Source organism: Streptomyces sp. NPDC034049 (assembly GCF_055575575.1).
In genome coordinates this window covers 777,198-794,341 of record NZ_JBVISJ010000003.1, presented here as the reverse complement: position 1 = coordinate 794,341, position 17,144 = coordinate 777,198, and the positions used below count along the sequence as shown (strand labels likewise).

At 72.5% G+C, this 17,144-nt stretch carries 11 protein-coding genes; 6 read left to right on the top strand and 5 right to left on the bottom strand.

Features of this window, described 5'->3' with window-relative positions; genetic code table 11:
* Positions 1-509: 509 nt before the first annotated feature.
* Positions 510-1,067 (bottom strand): MarR family winged helix-turn-helix transcriptional regulator, encoded by a 558-nt coding sequence (locus tag ACZ52C_RS13235; protein ID WP_086800706.1) that lies wholly within the window; start codon positions 1,065-1,067, stop codon positions 510-512.
* A 152-nt stretch (positions 1,068-1,219) separates the two neighbouring features.
* Here ACZ52C_RS13235 and ACZ52C_RS13230 point away from each other — a divergent pair, with 152 nt between their 5' ends.
* The gene (locus tag ACZ52C_RS13230) at positions 1,220-2,500 is read left to right on the top strand and encodes an MFS transporter (protein WP_469074776.1); all 1,281 of its coding nucleotides are present in this window, start codon (positions 1,220-1,222) and stop codon (positions 2,498-2,500) included.
* A gap of 239 nt (positions 2,501-2,739) precedes the next feature.
* Here the strand turns inward: ACZ52C_RS13230 and ACZ52C_RS13225 are convergent, their stop codons facing one another.
* Entirely contained in the window at positions 2,740-4,410 is a 1,671-nt protein-coding gene (locus ACZ52C_RS13225) for an ATP-binding SpoIIE family protein phosphatase (RefSeq protein ID WP_469074775.1), read from the bottom strand.
* Between the two features lie 227 nt (positions 4,411-4,637).
* Positions 4,638-6,002, bottom strand: a complete 1,365-nt coding sequence (locus ACZ52C_RS13220) for an NAD(P)/FAD-dependent oxidoreductase (protein ID WP_469074774.1) — start codon at positions 6,000-6,002, stop codon at positions 4,638-4,640.
* 480 nt (positions 6,003-6,482) lie between these two features.
* Here ACZ52C_RS13220 and ACZ52C_RS13215 point away from each other — a divergent pair, with 480 nt between their 5' ends.
* Together ACZ52C_RS13215 and ACZ52C_RS13210 are read left to right on the top strand one after the other, a co-directional pair.
* Positions 6,483-7,277, top strand: coding sequence for a TetR/AcrR family transcriptional regulator (locus ACZ52C_RS13215; RefSeq protein WP_469074773.1), 795 nt, complete (start codon positions 6,483-6,485; stop codon positions 7,275-7,277).
* A gap of 342 nt (positions 7,278-7,619) precedes the next feature.
* A complete protein-coding gene (locus tag ACZ52C_RS13210) occupies positions 7,620-9,503 on the top strand; it encodes a sigma-70 family RNA polymerase sigma factor (RefSeq protein ID WP_469074772.1) in 1,884 nt (627 codons plus the stop codon).
* Positions 9,504-9,540: 37 nt separating this feature from the next.
* Here the strand turns inward: ACZ52C_RS13210 and ACZ52C_RS13205 are convergent, their stop codons facing one another.
* On the bottom strand, positions 9,541-10,311 hold the full coding sequence (locus ACZ52C_RS13205; RefSeq protein ID WP_469074771.1) for a calcium-binding protein: 771 nt from the start codon (positions 10,309-10,311) through the stop codon (positions 9,541-9,543).
* A gap of 188 nt (positions 10,312-10,499) precedes the next feature.
* Positions 10,500-12,593 (bottom strand): asparagine synthase-related protein, encoded by a 2,094-nt coding sequence (locus tag ACZ52C_RS13200; protein ID WP_469074770.1) that lies wholly within the window; start codon positions 12,591-12,593, stop codon positions 10,500-10,502.
* A gap of 714 nt (positions 12,594-13,307) precedes the next feature.
* Between ACZ52C_RS13200 and ACZ52C_RS13195 the strand changes: the two genes are divergently transcribed.
* The 3 genes from ACZ52C_RS13195 (at position 13,308) to trmB (ending at position 17,093) form a co-directional block, all read left to right on the top strand.
* Positions 13,308-14,732: a hypothetical protein gene (locus tag ACZ52C_RS13195; RefSeq protein ID WP_045563333.1), complete on the top strand. Its 1,425-nt coding sequence runs from the start codon at positions 13,308-13,310 to the stop codon at positions 14,730-14,732.
* A gap of 210 nt (positions 14,733-14,942) precedes the next feature.
* Positions 14,943-16,154, top strand: coding sequence for an L-2-hydroxyglutarate oxidase (lhgO, locus tag ACZ52C_RS13190; protein ID WP_469074769.1), 1,212 nt, complete (start codon positions 14,943-14,945; stop codon positions 16,152-16,154).
* A 63-nt stretch (positions 16,155-16,217) separates the two neighbouring features.
* Entirely contained in the window at positions 16,218-17,093 is an 876-nt protein-coding gene (gene trmB / locus ACZ52C_RS13185) for a tRNA (guanosine(46)-N7)-methyltransferase TrmB (protein WP_469074768.1), read from the top strand.
* Positions 17,094-17,144 lie beyond the last annotated feature (51 nt).

Genomic DNA, 17,144 nt, shown 5'->3' with positions numbered 1-17,144 from the left:
AGGAACGGACGCTTCCTTTGTACTCACCCGAGCTACTCTCGGGCTTTCCTCCGGGCAGTTTCCCTTCGGTCTTGCGTTTCCGACTCTATCAGATCTTTTTCCGATCCGATTTCCTCGGTGCTTTCCAGGTTTCCGCTTCCGCGTTTCCCTTTCCGGCGCTTCCGACTCTATCAGATCCTTTCGGGCCTGATTCCCAGTCAGCGGGAGTTGCCTTCACGGCTGTTGGGCCGTTCCGACGTCCCAAACCTTAGCGGATCTGTCCGGCAGTTCCCAATCGGGTCTGTCGAACCCATACCGAACCCAAATCGAATTGAATTCCGGCAAGCCGAATTCGCCCCGGTTGGGAGATCGTGCTGATTGGTTTGGGTGCCGCTTGAGCGGCGGAGGCGCTGTCGGAGAACCGTTACGGCTCCGCGGCAACCCGAAGAACTCTACGGATCGCGGGGTGGACTGTCAAGCCTCCCCCGGGTGACCCGCGGCCAAACCTCGGCCGTCTCCAGCGTACGGCCTCAGTCGAGGTCGGTGAGCCGGCCGCCGGCGTCCGGCTGGGCGTGCTCGACACGGCGGAGGAGCCGGGTCAGCACCTCGCCCAGAACCGTGCGTTCCAGTGGAGAGAGGTCCTGGAGCAGGTCCTCCTCGAAGACCGAGGCGAGGCGCATGGCCGCCAGCCACTTCTCGCGGCCGTCGGGGGTCAGCTCGACGATGACCCGTACGCGGTTGTTCTCGTCGCGCTCCCTCGTGACCAGGCCCTCCGTGACCATGCGGTCGATGCGGTGGGTCATGGCGGCCGGCGTCAGACCGAGCCGCTTGGCCAGCTCGCTCGGGCCCATCCGGTACGGGGCGCCGGAGAGGACGAGGGCCTTCAGGACCTCCCACTCGGCGTTGCTGATGCCGAGCTCCGAGGTCTGGCGGCCGTAGGCGACGTTCATACGGCGGTGGAGCCGGGAGAGGGCCGAGACGATCTTCTCGACCTGGGGGTCGAGGTCCTGGAACTCGCGCTGGTAGGCGGCGATCTGTTCTTCGAGTGTCGGCTCGGCGGTGCCGGAGGTGCCGGGGGTGTCGCCCATGGGCCGCAGTATGGCACGCCATCGCTTGGCATCGAAGTCCTTCGAGGTGTACTGTTTAGGTTCTAAGTTTTAGCTTCGAAGTCTTCACTGCTAACACCTACCCAGGTGCGCGGAGGACTTCCCTACCTAGGCAGGTGAACGTGACCAGGGGGATGGGCGCAGCGATGCGCCGGATTCATGTGGCCAACGCGCTCGGCGCGTTCGGACTCGGCTTCACCGTCCCGTATCTGTACGTCTATGTGGCGCAGGTGCGGGATCTCGGTGCGATGACGGCGGGGCTGGTGCTGGCGGTCTTCGCCGTCGCCGCGCTCGTGGTGCTGCCGTTCGCGGGGCGGGCCATAGTCCGGCGCGGGTCGCTTCCGGTGCTGCTCACCGCCCTGGTCACCGCCGCCGCGGGGTCGCTGAGCCTCGGGCTGGCCACCGGTGCGACCAGCGTGTTGCTGTCCGCGGCGGTGCTCGGGGCGGGGCAGGCCGTGATGCAGCCGGCGCTCGCGACGATGATCGTCGACTGCTCCGGGGCGGAGAACCGATCGCGGGCCTTCGCCACCCAGTTCTTCCTGCAGAACCTCGGGCTCGGGGTCGGCGGGCTGATAGGCGGGCATCTCGTCGATGCCACGCGCGCGGGCTCCTTCGTACTGCTGTTCTCCATACAGGCGGCGATGTTCCTGCTGCTCGTGGGTGTGATGGCGACCGTGCGGATGCCGCGTGCGCCCAAGGTCCAGGGTGTTCCCGCGGGAGCGTCGGACAAGGGCGGCTGGACGCAGCTGCTCGGCAACCGGGCCATGGTGCAGCTGTGTGTGCTGGGCTTCGTGCTGTTCTTCGCCTGCTACGGGCAGTTCGAGTCGGGGCTCAGCGCGTACGGGGTGGAGGCGGCCGGGATATCGACCTCCGCGCTCGGGACGGCGCTGGCGGCCAACACCGCGGTGATCGTCGTCGCGCAGTTCGCCGTGCTGCGGTTCGTGACGCGGCGTCGGCGGTCGCGGGTGATCGCGGCCGTCGGTCTGATCTGGGCCGTGGCCTGGGCTGTCGCGGGCTTCGCGGGGCTCGGGCACGGAAGCCGGGAGATGGCCGTGGCCGCGTTCGTCTCGACGTACGCACTGTTCGGGCTGGGGGAGGCGATGCTGTCGCCGACGGTCGCGCCGTTGGTCGCGGACCTCGCCCCCGCCGGGCTGGCGGGACAGTACAACTCGGCCTTCGCCCTGGTGAAGCAGCTCGCGCTGGCGGTCGGTCCGGCGGTCGGCGGACCGATGGGCGCCTCGCTGCACGCGCCGTACATCGTGGCGTTCCTGCTGTGTTCGCTGGGGATCAGCGTGCTGGCGCTGCGGCTCGGGCGGCACCTCACGGCCGTGCAGGACCAGCCGGCGCTCGCGAGCAGCCGGGTGGTCGCCGGGAGCGGGACCGCCGCCGTGGAGCCGGTGGCGGCCCGGGCCTGACACCGGGCCCCGCGGAAGGGGGTCGGGTGCGGCCCCTTTCGGCCAGGACACCGGCCGCGGCACGCGCCACCTGCTCCGGCACGGCGCTCTCGCGCTGGATCCCTGTCCGACGGAGACCCTGCGGAGCGCCTACGCCGGACCCACTCCGCCCGGCGGGGAACACGCCCTGGCCGAGGCGCTGGTGTCCACGCTCACCCTGATCCCCGACACCGTCAAGGAACAGGTGTGCCCCAGGCCGCTCAGCCGGTCCCCGGCAGGGCGAACTCGCACCACACCGCCTTGCCGCCGCCCGGTGCGCGGCGGCTGCCCCAGTTGGAGGCGATGGTGGCGACGATGGCGATGCCGCGGCCGGACTCGTCGGCGGGCTCGGCGCGGCGGCGACGGGGGAGGTGGTCGTTGCCGTCGGTGACCTCGACGATGAGGCGGCGGTCGGTACGGCGCAGGCGCAGCCGCATGGGCGGGGTGCCGTGCTGGAGGGAGTTGGCGACGAGTTCGCTGGCGGCCAGGACGCCCAGGTCGTGCAGTTCCGGAGGGAAGCGCCAGCTCGTCAGGACGCCGGAGGCGAACGCGCGTGCGCGTGGGGCCGCTTCGACGCCGCCGAGGAGTTCGAGGGCCGCGTTGCGGAAGAGTTCGCTGTCGGGGCCGGTGCGGGAGGGGTGCTGGAGGACGAGGACGGCCACGTCGTCGTCGTGGTCGGCGGTGACGCCGGTGGAGCGGACCAGGCGGTCGCAGACGACCTGCGGGGTGCCGGTGGCGCCGGACAGGGCGCGTTCCAGGGCGGCGATGCCCTCGTCGAGGTCCTCGTTGCGGCGTTCCACGAGGCCGTCGGTGTAGAAGACGGCCGTGGAGCCGGGGCCGAGGGGGATGGAGCCGGAGGCGTGGGTCCAGCCGCCGGTGCCGAGCGGCGGGCCGGTCGGTTCGTCGGCGCGCAGGACGGTGCCGCTCTCGTCCCGGACGAGGATGGGGAGGTGGCCGGCGGAGGCGTAGACCAGGCGGCCCTCGTTGGGGTCGTGGACGGCGTAGGCGCAGGTCGCGATCTGGTTGGGGTCGATCTCCGTCGCGAGGCCGTCGAGGAGTTGGAGGACCTCGTGCGGGGGGAGGTCGAGGCGGGCGTAGGCGCGGACGGCCGTACGCAGTTGGCCCATGACGGCGGCGGCGCGGACGCCCCGTCCCATGACGTCGCCGATGACGAGGGCGGTGCGGCCGCCGCCGAGGGTGATGACGTCGTACCAGTCGCCGCCGACGGCGGTCTCGGTGCCGCCGGGGTGGTAGACGGCGGCGATGCGCAGGTCGTCGGGCTGTTCCAGTTCCTGCGGGAGCAGGGAGCGCTGGAGGGTGACGGCGGTCTCGCGCTGGCGGCGCTCGCTGGCGCGCAGGCGTTCGCCGGCCTCGGCGTGGTCGGTGACGTCGGCGGCGAAGATCAGTACGCCGCCCTCGCTCTGTTCGGCGCCGCTCGGTACGTCGACGGGGGTGCAGGTGATCGTGTAGCTGCGGCCGCCGGGGGCCTTGCGGGACTTGACCGTGCGGGGTCTGGAGCTGCGCAGGACCTGGTCGAGGAGCGGGAGGAGGCCGAGGGCGTCCAGCTCGGGCAGGGCCGCGCGGGCGGGTTCACCGAGGGGGCGTGCGCCGAAGGCCGCGGCATAGGCGTCGTTGACGTAGGCCGTGCGGTGGTCGGGGCCGTGGACGAGGGCGACGAGGGCCGGGATGCGGTCGAGGATCTCGCGGGTGGGGAGGTCGTCGACGGCGGGCACGGTCGGGTGGTCGTCCGGAGGGTCGTCGCTCTGCCGTTCGACGCGGGCCGAGGGCACGGAGCCTTCCCCCCGCCGGTCCGGGGTGACCGTGTGTTCGGTCCGCGCTGCGGCGCGGCGCTGCGTACCGGGGAGCCGGGCGCTCCAGCGCGTGAAGTTCACCGAATCCTTGCCTCGTGCCTCGTGTGGTCGTCTGTGGCCGGCTCCGGATCCGGCCGGTGGCCCGGGGGGGTTGCCCCGGGTGCGGCGGTGGGGGACGCCTGGTCGTGGGTGTCTGTGGGCGAGGGGGTGGCCCCGCCCGGGATCATGGATCACGTCACGGACCAGTCTGGCCGACCGGACCGACATCCGTCAGACGTCGGCCCGGACGCCGGAGTTCCTGGATCCGGTCAGGACGACCCCTTCGGGTTCTCAGGAGGCTTTCCACCGGCCGCGAGTTCGAACTCCGCACGGGGATGTTCGAGTGAACCGAGCGAGACGATCTCCCGTTTGAAGAGTCCGGCGAGGGTCCATTCGGCGAGGACGCGGGCCTTGCGGTTGAAGGTGGGCACCCTGCTCAGGTGGTAGACGCGGTGCATGAACCAGGCCGGGTAGCCCTTCAGTTTCCGTCCGTAGACGTGGGCGACGCCCTTGTGCAGGCCAAGCGAGGCGACCGAGCCGACGTACTTGTGGGAGTACGTCTCCAGGGGCTCGCCGCGCAGCGAGCGGGCGATGTTGTCGCCGAGGGCGCGGGCCTGGCGGACGGCGTGCTGGGCGTTGGGCGCGGTCTCCTTGCCGGGTTCGGCGGTGACGTCGGGGACGGCGGCCGCGTCACCGGCCGCCCAGGCGTGCGCGACGCCCTCCACCGCCAGCTCGGCGGTGCACTTCAGCCGCCCGCGCTCGTTCAGCGGCAGGTCGGTGGCGGCGAGGACCGGGTGGGGTTTCACCCCGGCCGTCCAGACGACCGTACGGGTCGGGAAGCGGGCACCGTCGCTGAGGACGGCGACGCGGTCGGCGCACGATTCGAGGCGGGTGTGCAGGCGTACGTCGATGTTGCGGCGGCGCAGCTCGGTGACCGTGTAGCGGCCCATCTCCTCGCCGACCTCCGGGAGGATGCGGTCCGAGGCCTCCACGAGGATCCACTTCATGTCCTCGGGCTTCACGTTGTGGTAGTACCGCGCGGTGTAGCGGGCCATGTCCTCCAGCTCGCCGAGCGCCTCCACGCCGGCGTAGCCGCCGCCGACGAAGACGAAGGTCAGGGCGGCGTCACGGATCGCGGGGTCGCGGGTGGAGGAGGCGATGTCCATCTGTTCGATGACGTGGTTGCGCAGGCCGATGGCCTCTTCGACGGTCTTGAAGCCGATGCCGTGGTCCGCGAGCCCGGGGACGGGCAGGGTGCGCGAGATCGACCCGGGGGCGAGGACCAGCTCGTCGTACGTCAGCTGCTCGGCGGCTGAGCCCTCCTCCTCGGTGGCGAGGGTGGAGAGGGTCGCGACGCGCTTGGCGTGGTTGATCGCGGTGGCCTCGCCGATGACGACCTTGCACTTGTCGAGGACGCGGCGCAGCGGTACGACGACATGGCGGGGCGAGATGGAGCCCGCGGCCGCCTCCGGAAGGAAGGGTTGATACGTCATATAGGGGTCGGGGGACACGACGACGATCTCGACGTCGCCGCGTCCGAGTTCCGGTTTCAGCTGTCGCTGCAAGCGCAGCGCTGTGTACAGCCCGACGTAACCGCCGCCGACGATGAGGATGCGCATCGGTTCCTTCACCATCCCATGACGCACCTTGCTCGTTGGTTTGTCCACAGGCCCGGCAATTTGTGTGACCGGTCGCCTCGGGGGCGCGGGGTTGGCCGATTTACCGGCGTACACGGCAGGTGCGCAGGTCAGAAGGTGTGGGACCGGTTGCAGGAGGGGGCGCAAAACGGACGTAAACCGCCCGTACTCCGATCGAGGGGCGCTCCGTGCGGAACGTGCCCCTTCTGAATTGACTCCCTCTCAACTATGTTCGTGTGTCGACGGGGTGTAGGGGGGATGCGTTCAAGAGATTCGGTCGGGTCCGGGGTCGAGGTCGTGGATGTCGGGTCCGGGTCCGGATTCCGGGTGGGCCGCGACGGACGGTCGGTCCGGGGACCGGGTCTCCGACGAAGGTGATCGGTGACCACCGAGGGCCTTGGACGCTCGTTCCGCCGCTCCGGCTTCCGATGACGGGGAGAGTCTCCGGGGGGAGACGTCATTACCGGGGGAACATGTATGCATATTCAGGAGTCCCATTGGTCGTCCGCGTCCACCATCGCACCCAGCGGTGCGATCGGCTCGGCGGGCGGCAACGGACGCGGTGACGGAGTGCGGTCCACTCCGCTCCGCGTGGACGCACAGCGCAACCTCGAGCACGTGCTGCGCGCGGCGCGCGAGGTCTTCGGCGAGCTGGGGTACGGCGCGCCGATGGAGGACGTGGCCCGCCGCGCTCGGGTCGGTGTCGGCACGGTGTACCGGCGCTTCCCGAGCAAGGACGTTCTGGTCCGCCGGATAGCCGAGGAGGAGACGTCTCGGCTCACCGAACAGGCCAGGGTGGCGCTCGGGCAGGAGGAGGACCCGTGGCAGGCGCTGTCGCGGTTCCTGCGGACGTCGGTGGCCTCCGGTGCCGGGCGGCTGCTGCCGCCGCAGGTGCTGCGGGTCGGCGTCGCCGAGGACGGGTCCGACGAGGTCGGCGGGATCGTCGCCGACGAGACACGGGTGCCGCAGCAGCGGATACAGCCGACGACCGAGCTTCGGCTGGTGTCGGCGGACTCCGGTGCGGGTGGCTCCGCCGGTGGTCTCGGTGGGCCCGTGGACGATGCCGGCGCTTCGGCACTGCTCGAGGTCGTGGGGCAGTTGGTGGAGCGGGCCCGGGCCGCGGGTGAGCTGCGCCAGGACGTGACGGTGGCGGATGTGTTGCTCGTGATCGCCACGGGTGCGCCTTCGTTGCCGGATGCGGCGCAGCAGGCTGCCGCGTCGGCTCGGTTGCTCGACATTCTGTTGGACGGGTTGCGGTCTCGGCCTGTCTGATCGTGGGCGGCTGAAGGTCGTTCGTTCGAGGGCGGTGTGGGGTGGTTCTTTCGCCCCCGCCGCCCTTACCCGTTCCCGTCCCCAGGGGCGCTGCCCCTTCGACCCCGGGGGCCCGAGGGTGCGTTGTCGGGTGCGGGTCCGGTGGGGGTTCTCGCGCGGTTCTCCGCGTCCCTGGGCGGCCCGCGGCCTTCAGGGCCTCGTTCGGGTGAATGCATGGCCTGAGGTCTGGAAAGTGCGCTCGGACGAGTGGTATGCCCGTAGTGCTAGGGACTGAACAAAAGCCAATATGGCACTCTGCCCTGGTGTTCGGGACTGTGTCGGCTGGCGGCGGGGGCTTCCGCGATGGGTGTTGACGGGCGGGACGAGTCGGCGGAGGGGGCGGAGGCGGGCACGGAGGCCGAGCCTCAGGTGCCGCGGCAAGGGAGGCGCGGCGTTCCGGCGCAGTGGGACCGTTCCGACTCCGGTGTGCTGCCGCCGAGGGCGCCCTCCGATGCCGATCTGATCGCGTGGATGCGGTCGGGGGACGACTCGGCGTACGAGGAGCTGTACCGGCGGCACGCGCAGGCCGTGCGTCGGTACGCCCGGACCTGCTGCCGGGACGCCCACACCGCCGACGACCTGACGGCCGAGGTCTTCGCCCGGACACTTCAGGCGGTCCGCGGGGGCTCCGGCCCGAAGCACGCCGTACGGGCCTATCTGCTGACCTCGGTGCGGCGGGTCGCCGCGACCTGGACGACTTCCGCCAAGCGGGAGCAGCTGATCGACGACTTCGCGGTGTTCGCGGCGCAGGCGTCGCGCGGAGCGGAGGTGTCGGACAGCGACACGCTGGACCTCGGGGCCGAGGTGCGGGCGATGCGCGAGGCCGAGCAGTCGATGGCGATGCAGGCGTTCCGTTCGCTGCCGGAGCGGTGGCAGGCCGTGCTCTGGCACACGGAGGTCGAGGACGAGTCGCCGAGCGAGGTCGCCACGCTCTTCGGACTGGACGCCAATGGAACCCGGGTGCTGGCCAGCCGCGCGCGGGAGGGCCTCAAGCAGGCGTATCTGCAGGCCCATGTGAGCGCCACGCTCGCCGGGAACTCGGCGGAGTGCGCCCGCTACGCCGACCGGCTCGGCGCGTACGCCCGCGGCAGCCTGCGGACCCGGGCCGAACGGGGGCTGCGCGCCCATCTGGAGGAGTGCGCGGCGTGCCGGCTGGCCGCCGGGCAGATCAAGGACGTCGCGAGCGGGATCCCCGCCGTCGTACCCGTCGCGGTCATCGGATGGTTCGGTGCGGCCGGGTACGCGAAGGTGGCCGCGCTCGTCGCCGGTGGCGCGGGGGCCGGTGCTGCCGGGGCCGCGGGCGCGGCGGTGGGGGCGAGCGGTGGCTCCGGGGGCGCGGGGGCGGGTGGCGGAGCCGCCGCGGAGGGCCTCGGCGCGCCGGCGAAGGCCGGAATCGCGGTGAGTGTGGCCGGGATGGTCGCCGCGGCCGTGGCGCTCGCGCTGGCGAACGACGAGGTGAAACCCCAGGAGCCACTGGCCAGACCGCCCGCCTCGCAGCCCGTCGAGGCCGCCCCGGAGCCGGACCCTCCGACGGAGCCGGAGTCGCGGCCCGCTCCGCATGTGCCCGCGAGGGTGGTGCCGGCGTCCGAGCCGTTGCCGAAACCGACCCCGTCGCCCGCCCGACCGAGAGCCGCGGCTCCGACTCCGGCTCCGTCCGCGAAGCCGACCCCCGCCCCCACGCCCACCCCGACACCCGCGCCGCCGAGGCCGTCCCCCACGCCGCCCCCGACACCCGCTCCCCCGCCCCCGCCCTCGGCCGTCTACCGGTGGAACGAACTGCGGTACGGCGTCCTCGGCGACGGCACCGAGCCCGAGATGCGGCTCGGCGGGAGCAGCTGGGTCTGGCAGCGGTACGGGATGTCGGTCGCCGGGGAGCGGTACGCGAACGGGGTGACCGTGCACAGCCGCTCCTCGGTGATCATCGACCTCAACCGCCGCTGTACCTCGTACAACGCGCTCATCGGCGTCGACGACCTGACCCACGGCCTCGGCAGGGTCTACTTCTCCGTCTACGGCGACGGGGTGCGGCTGTGGAAGTCCGGGCTCGTGCGCGGCGGTGACCCGGCGGTTCCGGTCCGGGTGAACCTCGGCGGGCGGGAGACGGTACGGCTGGTCGTCGAGCCGGACGGCCCCCACGACCTGGCGGTGCTGGCGGACTGGGCGGAGTCGTCGTTCAGGTGTGAGTGAGGGGGGCGGCCGCCCGCGGCTCCTCGTACAGGACTGGCTACTTCGCCGTCACCGTGTCGCCGTACGCCGTCGCTCCGCTCGTCGTGGAGGTCGCGGTGGCCTTCCAGCGCCAGGTGCCGGAGGTGTTGGCGGTGACGGTGGTGCGGAGCTTTCCGCCCGAGTCGGTGGTGACCGTCTTGACCGTCGTGTACGTGGAGGTGCCGGACCGCTTGAACTGGAGGGCGACGGAGCGACCCGCGTGCGGGACGTACGCGTTGGTGTTCCAGTCGGCCCGGGTCAGGGCCCCGGTGACGGTGAGTCTGCCGCCCTTGGCCACGGGCTCGGGGCCGGCCTGGGTGGCGGCGAGCCTGGCCAGGCGCTTCACCTGGATCCTGGCGCTCGTCTCCAGGTCGTAGAAGTCCTGGTCCTTGGCGGCGGCCTCGGCGGTGAAGCGCCAGGTGCCCGCCGAGCTGTTCCTGAGGTCGTAGTAGTCGGTGCGGTCGGCGTCCAGGGTGAACTTGAACACGCATCGCATGGTGGTGGACGAGGGTCTGGTGCAGTCGGCGCTGCGGGCGTGGATGATCCGGTCGTCGGAGCTGACGAGCTTCGCCCCGTAGATGCCGTTGATGCCCGACCCGTCCTTGGCCGTGGCGGCGACGCTGACCGTCTGGGCCGCGCTGACGCCGACGTTGAAGGTCTTCTGGTTGAAGTTCACCGAGGTGAAGACCGTGTCGCCCTTCGCAGTGTCCGCGTGGGCGGCGGCGGGGACGAGCAGCGAGAGCAGCGCCGAGGTGGCGAGGGTGGCGGCCGCGGCCGTACGTGTACGCATGGTTCTCCAGGCACAGGAGCTACGGCACCTCGGGGCGCGCCGTGCGGTGGGGGCGCTTACGTGCACGTGAGGTGCTGGGGAGCCGGACGACTGTCCGATCTCGAGGGAGACCGTCGGCGGGCCTCATTGGTTGTACGCATCCGGATGCCGAGATTCCGCTCCCCCGCCTACCCCGCCTACCCCACCTGTCAGGCCCGTCGGGCCGTCGCCCCCGCGCCCAGGGCGCCTCGTTGGGGGGTGATGCCGGCCGGGACCGCGCGCTGTCTGGCCGGGGTGCCGGTCCAGCACGTGCCGCGGCGGGAGAGGAGGCGCCTGAGCCAGAGTTCGACGGCGACCAGGTCGGCGAGGCCGTCGAGCGGGAGGGGCTCGCCCTCGGCGGCCGCGCGGAGGGCCTTGCGGACCACGCGGGCCTCCACCAGGCCCGCCTGGGCGAGGAGAGGCGTGTCGAAGAGGGTGATCAGCGTGTCGGCGGCCATCCGGAGACCGGTGCGGGCGGCCGCGGTGGAGGTCGCGTGCGACGGGGCGCCCCAGCCGGGCGGGAGGTCGGTGACGCCGGCGCCCTCCAGGACCGTACGGAGTATGGCGGCGCGGGCGCCCGGCCGGACGCGCAGCGCCTCGGGGAGGGCCCGGCAGGCGCGGACGACCTGGTTGTCCAGGAAGGGGGTGTGGAGGCGCTGCGAGCGGATCTCGACGGCCTGTTCGAGGACTCTGAGGTCGGCCGCGTGGCGGGCCAGCGCCGCGCGGGCGCGGAAGTCGCCGGGGCGCTGGCCGGGGCCGACGGTGGGGCGGCCGGTCGTCACACCCAGGCGAATCGATACTTCTGCCAGGGCCTCGCCGGTCAGCCAGCGGGCGGCGGGGCCGGGTCTGGCCCAGGTGAGGGCCGCCAGGGAGGCGCCCACCGCGCCGCCGGGCTCCTCGAAGCGGCGCTGCATCAGACGGGTGGCGAGGACTTCGACGCCGGAGCGGTACGGGGTGCGGGCCAGTTTCCGCGCGGCGCCGTAGACCCGGGCGGGGACCATCACCGAGCCGTCGGCCTTGGCGAGGGCGGCGACCGGGCGGACCAGGTGGCGGCGTTTGCGGTCCATGAGGAGGTCGGCGAGCCGGGCGGGATGAGCGTCCAGGACCTGGCGCGCGCCGTAGCCGGTGAAGTGGTCGGCGCTGCCGGAGGCCAGACGGGCGCGGTGGCGGGCGGCGGCCACGAGGGACGGGCCCGGCTCGTCGGTGAGGGGGACGTCGAGGTCGGCGTACGGGAGGACCTCTTCGCCGCCGGTCACCACGACGTGGTGGAGGCGGGGGTTGGCGGCGAGCGTGCCCGCGCGCTCCAGTTCGGTCTCGCGGCCGGAGGTGGCCAGGTCGTTGAAGGTGACGGCGAGGAGGCGCTCGCCGGCGCCCGTGCCGTGGCCGAGGACCGTGCCGGGGGCGCCGGGCAGTCCGGCGGCGAGCAGGGCCAGGGTGCCGGAGGCGGGGCCGCCGGAGACGTCGGCGCCGATGCCGGGCACGGGCATGCCCCGGGCGGCGCGGCGCTCGGCGGGGCCCATGCCGGGCACCGGGCCGGGGTCGACGTCGGGCACGTGCCGGGGAGCCGAGAGGCGGACCCGTACGGACTCCACGAGGGCGTCGCGGACGGCGTCCACCGCGCTCGCCGGGTCGGCGGAGGGCGCGGCGACGGCGAGGGAGGCCACCGGCTCGTAGCCGGCGATCTCCCGCGCCCCGGCGCGCAGGATCAGTGCGTGCCCCGGAGGAATGCGGCGCACGCCGTCGTACGGAGTGGAGTCCTGGAGGGCGTCCGGTACGTCGGGGGCGGCCAGCAGGGCGGCCAGATGCCCGAAGTCGAGGTTGGCCTCGACGAGGTCGGCGAGGGGCAGGGCGGCGGTCGCGTACGCCGTGCCGCCCGCCCAGGGGGTGTGGAAGACCGGGCGCGCGCCCGCGAGGTCGCCGCAGACGGTCAGCCGGCGGCCGACCTGGACGACGGCCGTGTAGCTGCCGGGCCAGGCGGTGAGATGGCGCAGGGCACCGCCGCGGGCGGCGAACAGGCCCACCCGCAGCTGCTCGTCGGAGGCGCCGCAGATACCGAGGACGGCGATGCGGGTCTGGGCGTCGGCCTGCACGAGCCGCACCTCGTCGGGGCGCCAGTCGCCCACGGCCCACAGCGGATCGGGGCCGCCCCAGAGCAGGTGCGAGCCGACCGGGTGCACGGTCTCGCCGTCGGGTCCGGTGGCGCCGGCGGAGCCGTGGGCGGGCGCGCCAGCGGCGGTACTGCTCCATCCCACCAACCACCGCATCGACGCCTCCACAGGCTGTGGACAACCGGTGCACCGCACGAACGGCTCCCATGCTGCCACGAAGGAGGCTTGCCGGAGGGCGTGCGGCGTGGCTTGCACACCGGCGAGTGCGCCCCTGGGGAGCCTTGAGCGCTCCCCCGCCACACCCCCAAGTCGCCCCCGAGAAGGGGTGGTCGACAAAGGTGGACCCCGGGTCTACGACGTGAATGCGCCCCCGGTACGCTCCCCCAAAACACCTAACGCGCCCTCAAGAGACGTGGTCGGGGCGGTATTCACCCTCGACGACCACCGTCTATTTTCAGCCAAATCGGCCACGAGGGGCGAAGTTCACCGGCCCTCTCCTCCACCCCCGATGGCGACTCAGCGTCAACGCACAGTCCGGGAGGCGGAGTTCGCCCCCCGGACCGGTCCGCCGCCCGCGGGGATGTAGGCGGCGGTGTCCCCCAGCCCACTGGATCCAGTACAGCGGGCCGACCCACGCACGACCATGGAACCGCTCCCCCCATGGCCGGAGAAGAGCGCACGGACGGGCGCACGGCCACACAGCGGGAGCACGTGACAACACTCCGTACTTCGTCCGCACTTTCGTACGGACCACAATCCCGCCATCCGGATTTGGGCCCCTTAACGCTTGGGATGCGGCGAACTACGCTGGGTTTACGAATGCCGCGTGCCTATGCCGCCGCGGCAGCCGTCTGTTCGAGGGGTGGCGCAATGTCCAGGGAGCAACGCGGGCCGAACGAAAAGCTCGGCGCCGTTCTCGCCCTCGCGGGAATCAGCAACGCAGGACTCGCGCGTCGCGTCAACGATCTTGGCGCACAACGCGGGTTGACACTTCGCTACGACAAGACCTCGGTGGCCCGGTGGGTCTCCAAGGGCATGGTTCCCCAGGGCGCCGCGCCGCATCTCATCGCGGCCGCGATCGGGCAGAAACTCGGCCGCCCGGTGCCGCTCCACGAGATCGGCCTGGCGGACGCGGATCCCGCCCCCGAAGTGGGCCTCGCCTTCCCCCGTGACGTCGGACAGGCGGTGCGCGCGGCGACGGAGCTCTACCGCCTCGACCTCGCCGGCCGCCGCGCGGGCACCGGCGGCATCTGGCAGTCCCTCGCCGGATCGTTCGCGGTGAGCGCCTACGCGACGCCCGCGTCACGCTGGCTCATAACCCCGGCCGACAGTTCGGTGGCGCGCGAAGCGGGCTCCGCTGAGGGCTCCGGGTCGCCGCTGAAGGTCGGCCACAGCGATGTGCAGAAGCTGCGGGAGGCCGCCGAGGACGCCAGGCGCTGGGACTCCAAGTACGGAGGCGGCGACTGGCGTTCGTCGATGGTGCCGGAGTGCCTGCGGGTCGAGGCGGCGCCGCTGCTGCTCGGCTCGTACTCCGACGAGGTCGGCCGCGCCCTCTTCGGAGCCTCCGCCGAACTCACCCGCCTCGCCGGCTGGATGGCCTTTGACACGGGTCAACAGGAGGCCGCGCAGCGGTACTACATCCAGGCGCTGCGACTGGCGCGCGCCGCGGCCGACGTGCCGCTGGGCGGGTACGTCCTGGCGACGATGTCGTTGCAGGCGACCTACCGGGGCTTCGGGGACGAGGGCGTCGACCTCGCGCAGGCCGCGCTGGAGCGCAACCGGGGGCTCGCCACCGCGCGCACCATGAGCTTCTTCCGGCTCGTCGAGGCACGGGCGCACGCCCGCGCGGGCGACGCGGCGGCCGCCGGGGCGGCCCTCAAGGCCGCCGAGGGGTGGCTGGAGCGGGCCCGGGACGGCGACCACGACCCGAGCTGGCTCGGCTTCTACGGGTACGACCGGTTCGCCGCGGACGCGGCCGAGTGCTACCGCGACCTCAAGGCGCCGCGTCAGGTGCGCCGCTTCACCGAGCAGGCGCTGTCGCGGCCGACGGAGGAGTTCGTACGCTCGCACGGGCTGCGGCTCGTCGTGTCGGCGGTCGCCGAGCTGGAGTCCGGCAACCTCGACGCGGCGTGCGAGCAGGGGGTACGGGCGGTGGAGGTCGCGGGGCGCATCTCGTCGGCGCGCACCACCGAGTACGTGAAGGATCTGCTGCATCGGCTGGAGCCGTACGGGGACGAGCCGCGGGTGATCGAGCTGCGGGAGAGGGCACGGCCGTTGTTGATGACACCGGCGTAGGGTTTCGGGCGCCTGGTCATCTGCCGGGCTTGTGGGGTCTGCGCGAGTGCGGGTGCATGGGGGTTGATCGCGCCGTTCCCCGCGCCCCTGACGGCGCGCGGCTTCGGGCGGCCGGTGCCAGAGAACGTGACCAGCGCCATGTGGGCGGCTTCCGGGTTTGAGGGCATTGTCAGTGGTGCAGTGCACTATCGGAGTCGGGAGGTGGGGCGCGTGCGGAGGCAGGGCGCTTACGACTGTGATGTGCTCGTCGTCGGCGGCGGGATCGTCGGGCTGTCCACGGCGTACGCGATCACGCGGGCGGCGCCGGGCACGCGGGTCACCGTGCTGGAGAAGGAGCCGGGACCGGCCCGGCACCAGACCGGGCGGAACAGCGGTGTCATCCACAGCGGGATCTACTACCGGCCGGGCTCACTGAAGGCGGCGTATGCGGTCGAGGGCGCCGCCGAGATGGTGAAGTTCTGCGCCGAGTACGGCATCGACCACGCCGTCACGGGCAAGCTGATCGTCGCCACGGAGCGGGCCGAGCTGCCCCGGCTGCACGCGCTGGTGCAGCGCGGCCGGGAGAACGGGATCCCGGTGCGGGAGCTGGGCGCCGCCCAGATCGCCGAGTACGAGCCGGAGGTGCGCGGGCTCGCGGCCATACATGTCGGCACCACCGGGATCTGTGACTTCGTGGGCGTCGCCCGGCAGCTCGCCCGCGCGTCCGGCGCCGAGATCCGGTACGGCGCCGAGGTCGAGCGGATCGACCGGCGGGCGTCGCTGGGGGTCGCCGTACGGGTGCGGGGCGGCGATGTGGTCCGCGGGCGGGTGCTGGTGAACTGCGCCGGGCTGCACTGCGACGAGGTGGCCCGGATGACGGGGGACGAGCCCGGGATGCGGATCGTGCCGTTCCGGGGGGAGTACTACGAGCTGGCGCGGCCCGAGCTGGTGCGCGGGCTCGTGTATCCGGTGCCCGACCCGGCGTTCCCGTTCCTCGGGGTGCATCTGACCCGCGGGATCGACGGGGGCGTCCACATCGGACCCAACGCCGTGCCCGCGCTGGCCCGGGAGGGGTACGGCTGGGGGACCGTACGGCCCCGGGAGCTGGGGGCGACGCTGACGTGGCCCGGCTCCTGGCGGATAGCGCGGCGGCACTGGCGGTACGGGGCCGGGGAGCTTCGGCGGTCCGTGTCGAAGAAGGCGTTCACCCAGGCGGTGCGGCGGTTGTTGCCCGCCGTCTCGGAGGGCGATCTCGTGCCGGCCGCGGCCGGGGTGCGGGCGCAGGCCGTCCTGCGGGACGGGACGCTGGTGGACGACTTCCTGATCAGGGAGGGGGCGCGGGCGGTGCATGTGCTGAACGCGCCTTCGCCCGCGGCCACGGCTTCGCTGCCGATCGGGCGGGAGGTGGGGAGGCGGGCACTGGCGGCGTTGGCCGGGGCGTGAGGTGCGTCCGGGGTGCACGGGCGTGGGAGCCGCTTCCGTCGAGGGTCGTAAAATTGTGGGACTGTGTCTGACTCCATCGATGCCCCCGAGCCCCGCACCCCCGGTGCCCCCCTTCGGCAGACCCGGGTCAAGGGTGAGCCCCGGTTCCCCGACGGGCCCAGGGCGGATCCCGCCGGGTCGCACTTCGAGCGGCGGATCCGGAGCTTCCAGCCGCGGCGGAGCCGGGTGACGGCCGGGCAGGCGGACGCCCTGAAGCGGCTGTGGCCCAAGTGGGGGCTCGACATCGACGGACGGGACCTGGACCTCGTCGAGCTGTTCGGCAACGACCGGCCCGTCGTGCTGGAGATCGGCTTCGGGATGGGCGAGGCGACCGCGCAGATGGCCGCCGCCGACCCCGAGACCAATGTCCTCGCCGTGGATGTGCACACACCGGGCCAGGGCAACCTGCTGAACCTCGCGGACCAGGGCGGTCTGTCCAACGTCCGGGTCGCCAACGGCGACGCGATCATCCTCCTGCGGGAGATGCTCACCCCCGACTCCCTGGACGGGCTGCGGGTCTACTTCCCCGACCCCTGGCCCAAGAAGCGGCACCACAAGCGGCGGCTCATCCAACCGGAATTCCTCACGCTCGTCGCGTCACGGCTCAGGCCGGGGGCCGTCGTGCACTGCGCGACGGACTGGGAACCGTACGCCGAGCAGATGCTGGACGTGCTCACCGCGCACCCCGATTTCGAGAACACCCGGGCCGACGGCGGCTTTGCGCCACGTCCCGCGTTCCGGTCGCTGACCCGTTTCGAGGGGCAGGGACTGGACAAGGGTCATGTGGTGAACGATCTGCTCTTCCGCCGCGTACAGCAGCGTGAACAGGAGCGGAACCAGAAGCGGAAGCAGGAGCAGGAGCAGAAGCAGCAGTCCGAACTGCCCCCCACAGGCGCCTGACGACTTGCCTTCACCGCCCGGCGGGGCGTACCACGCGCCGTCGCGGGCGGC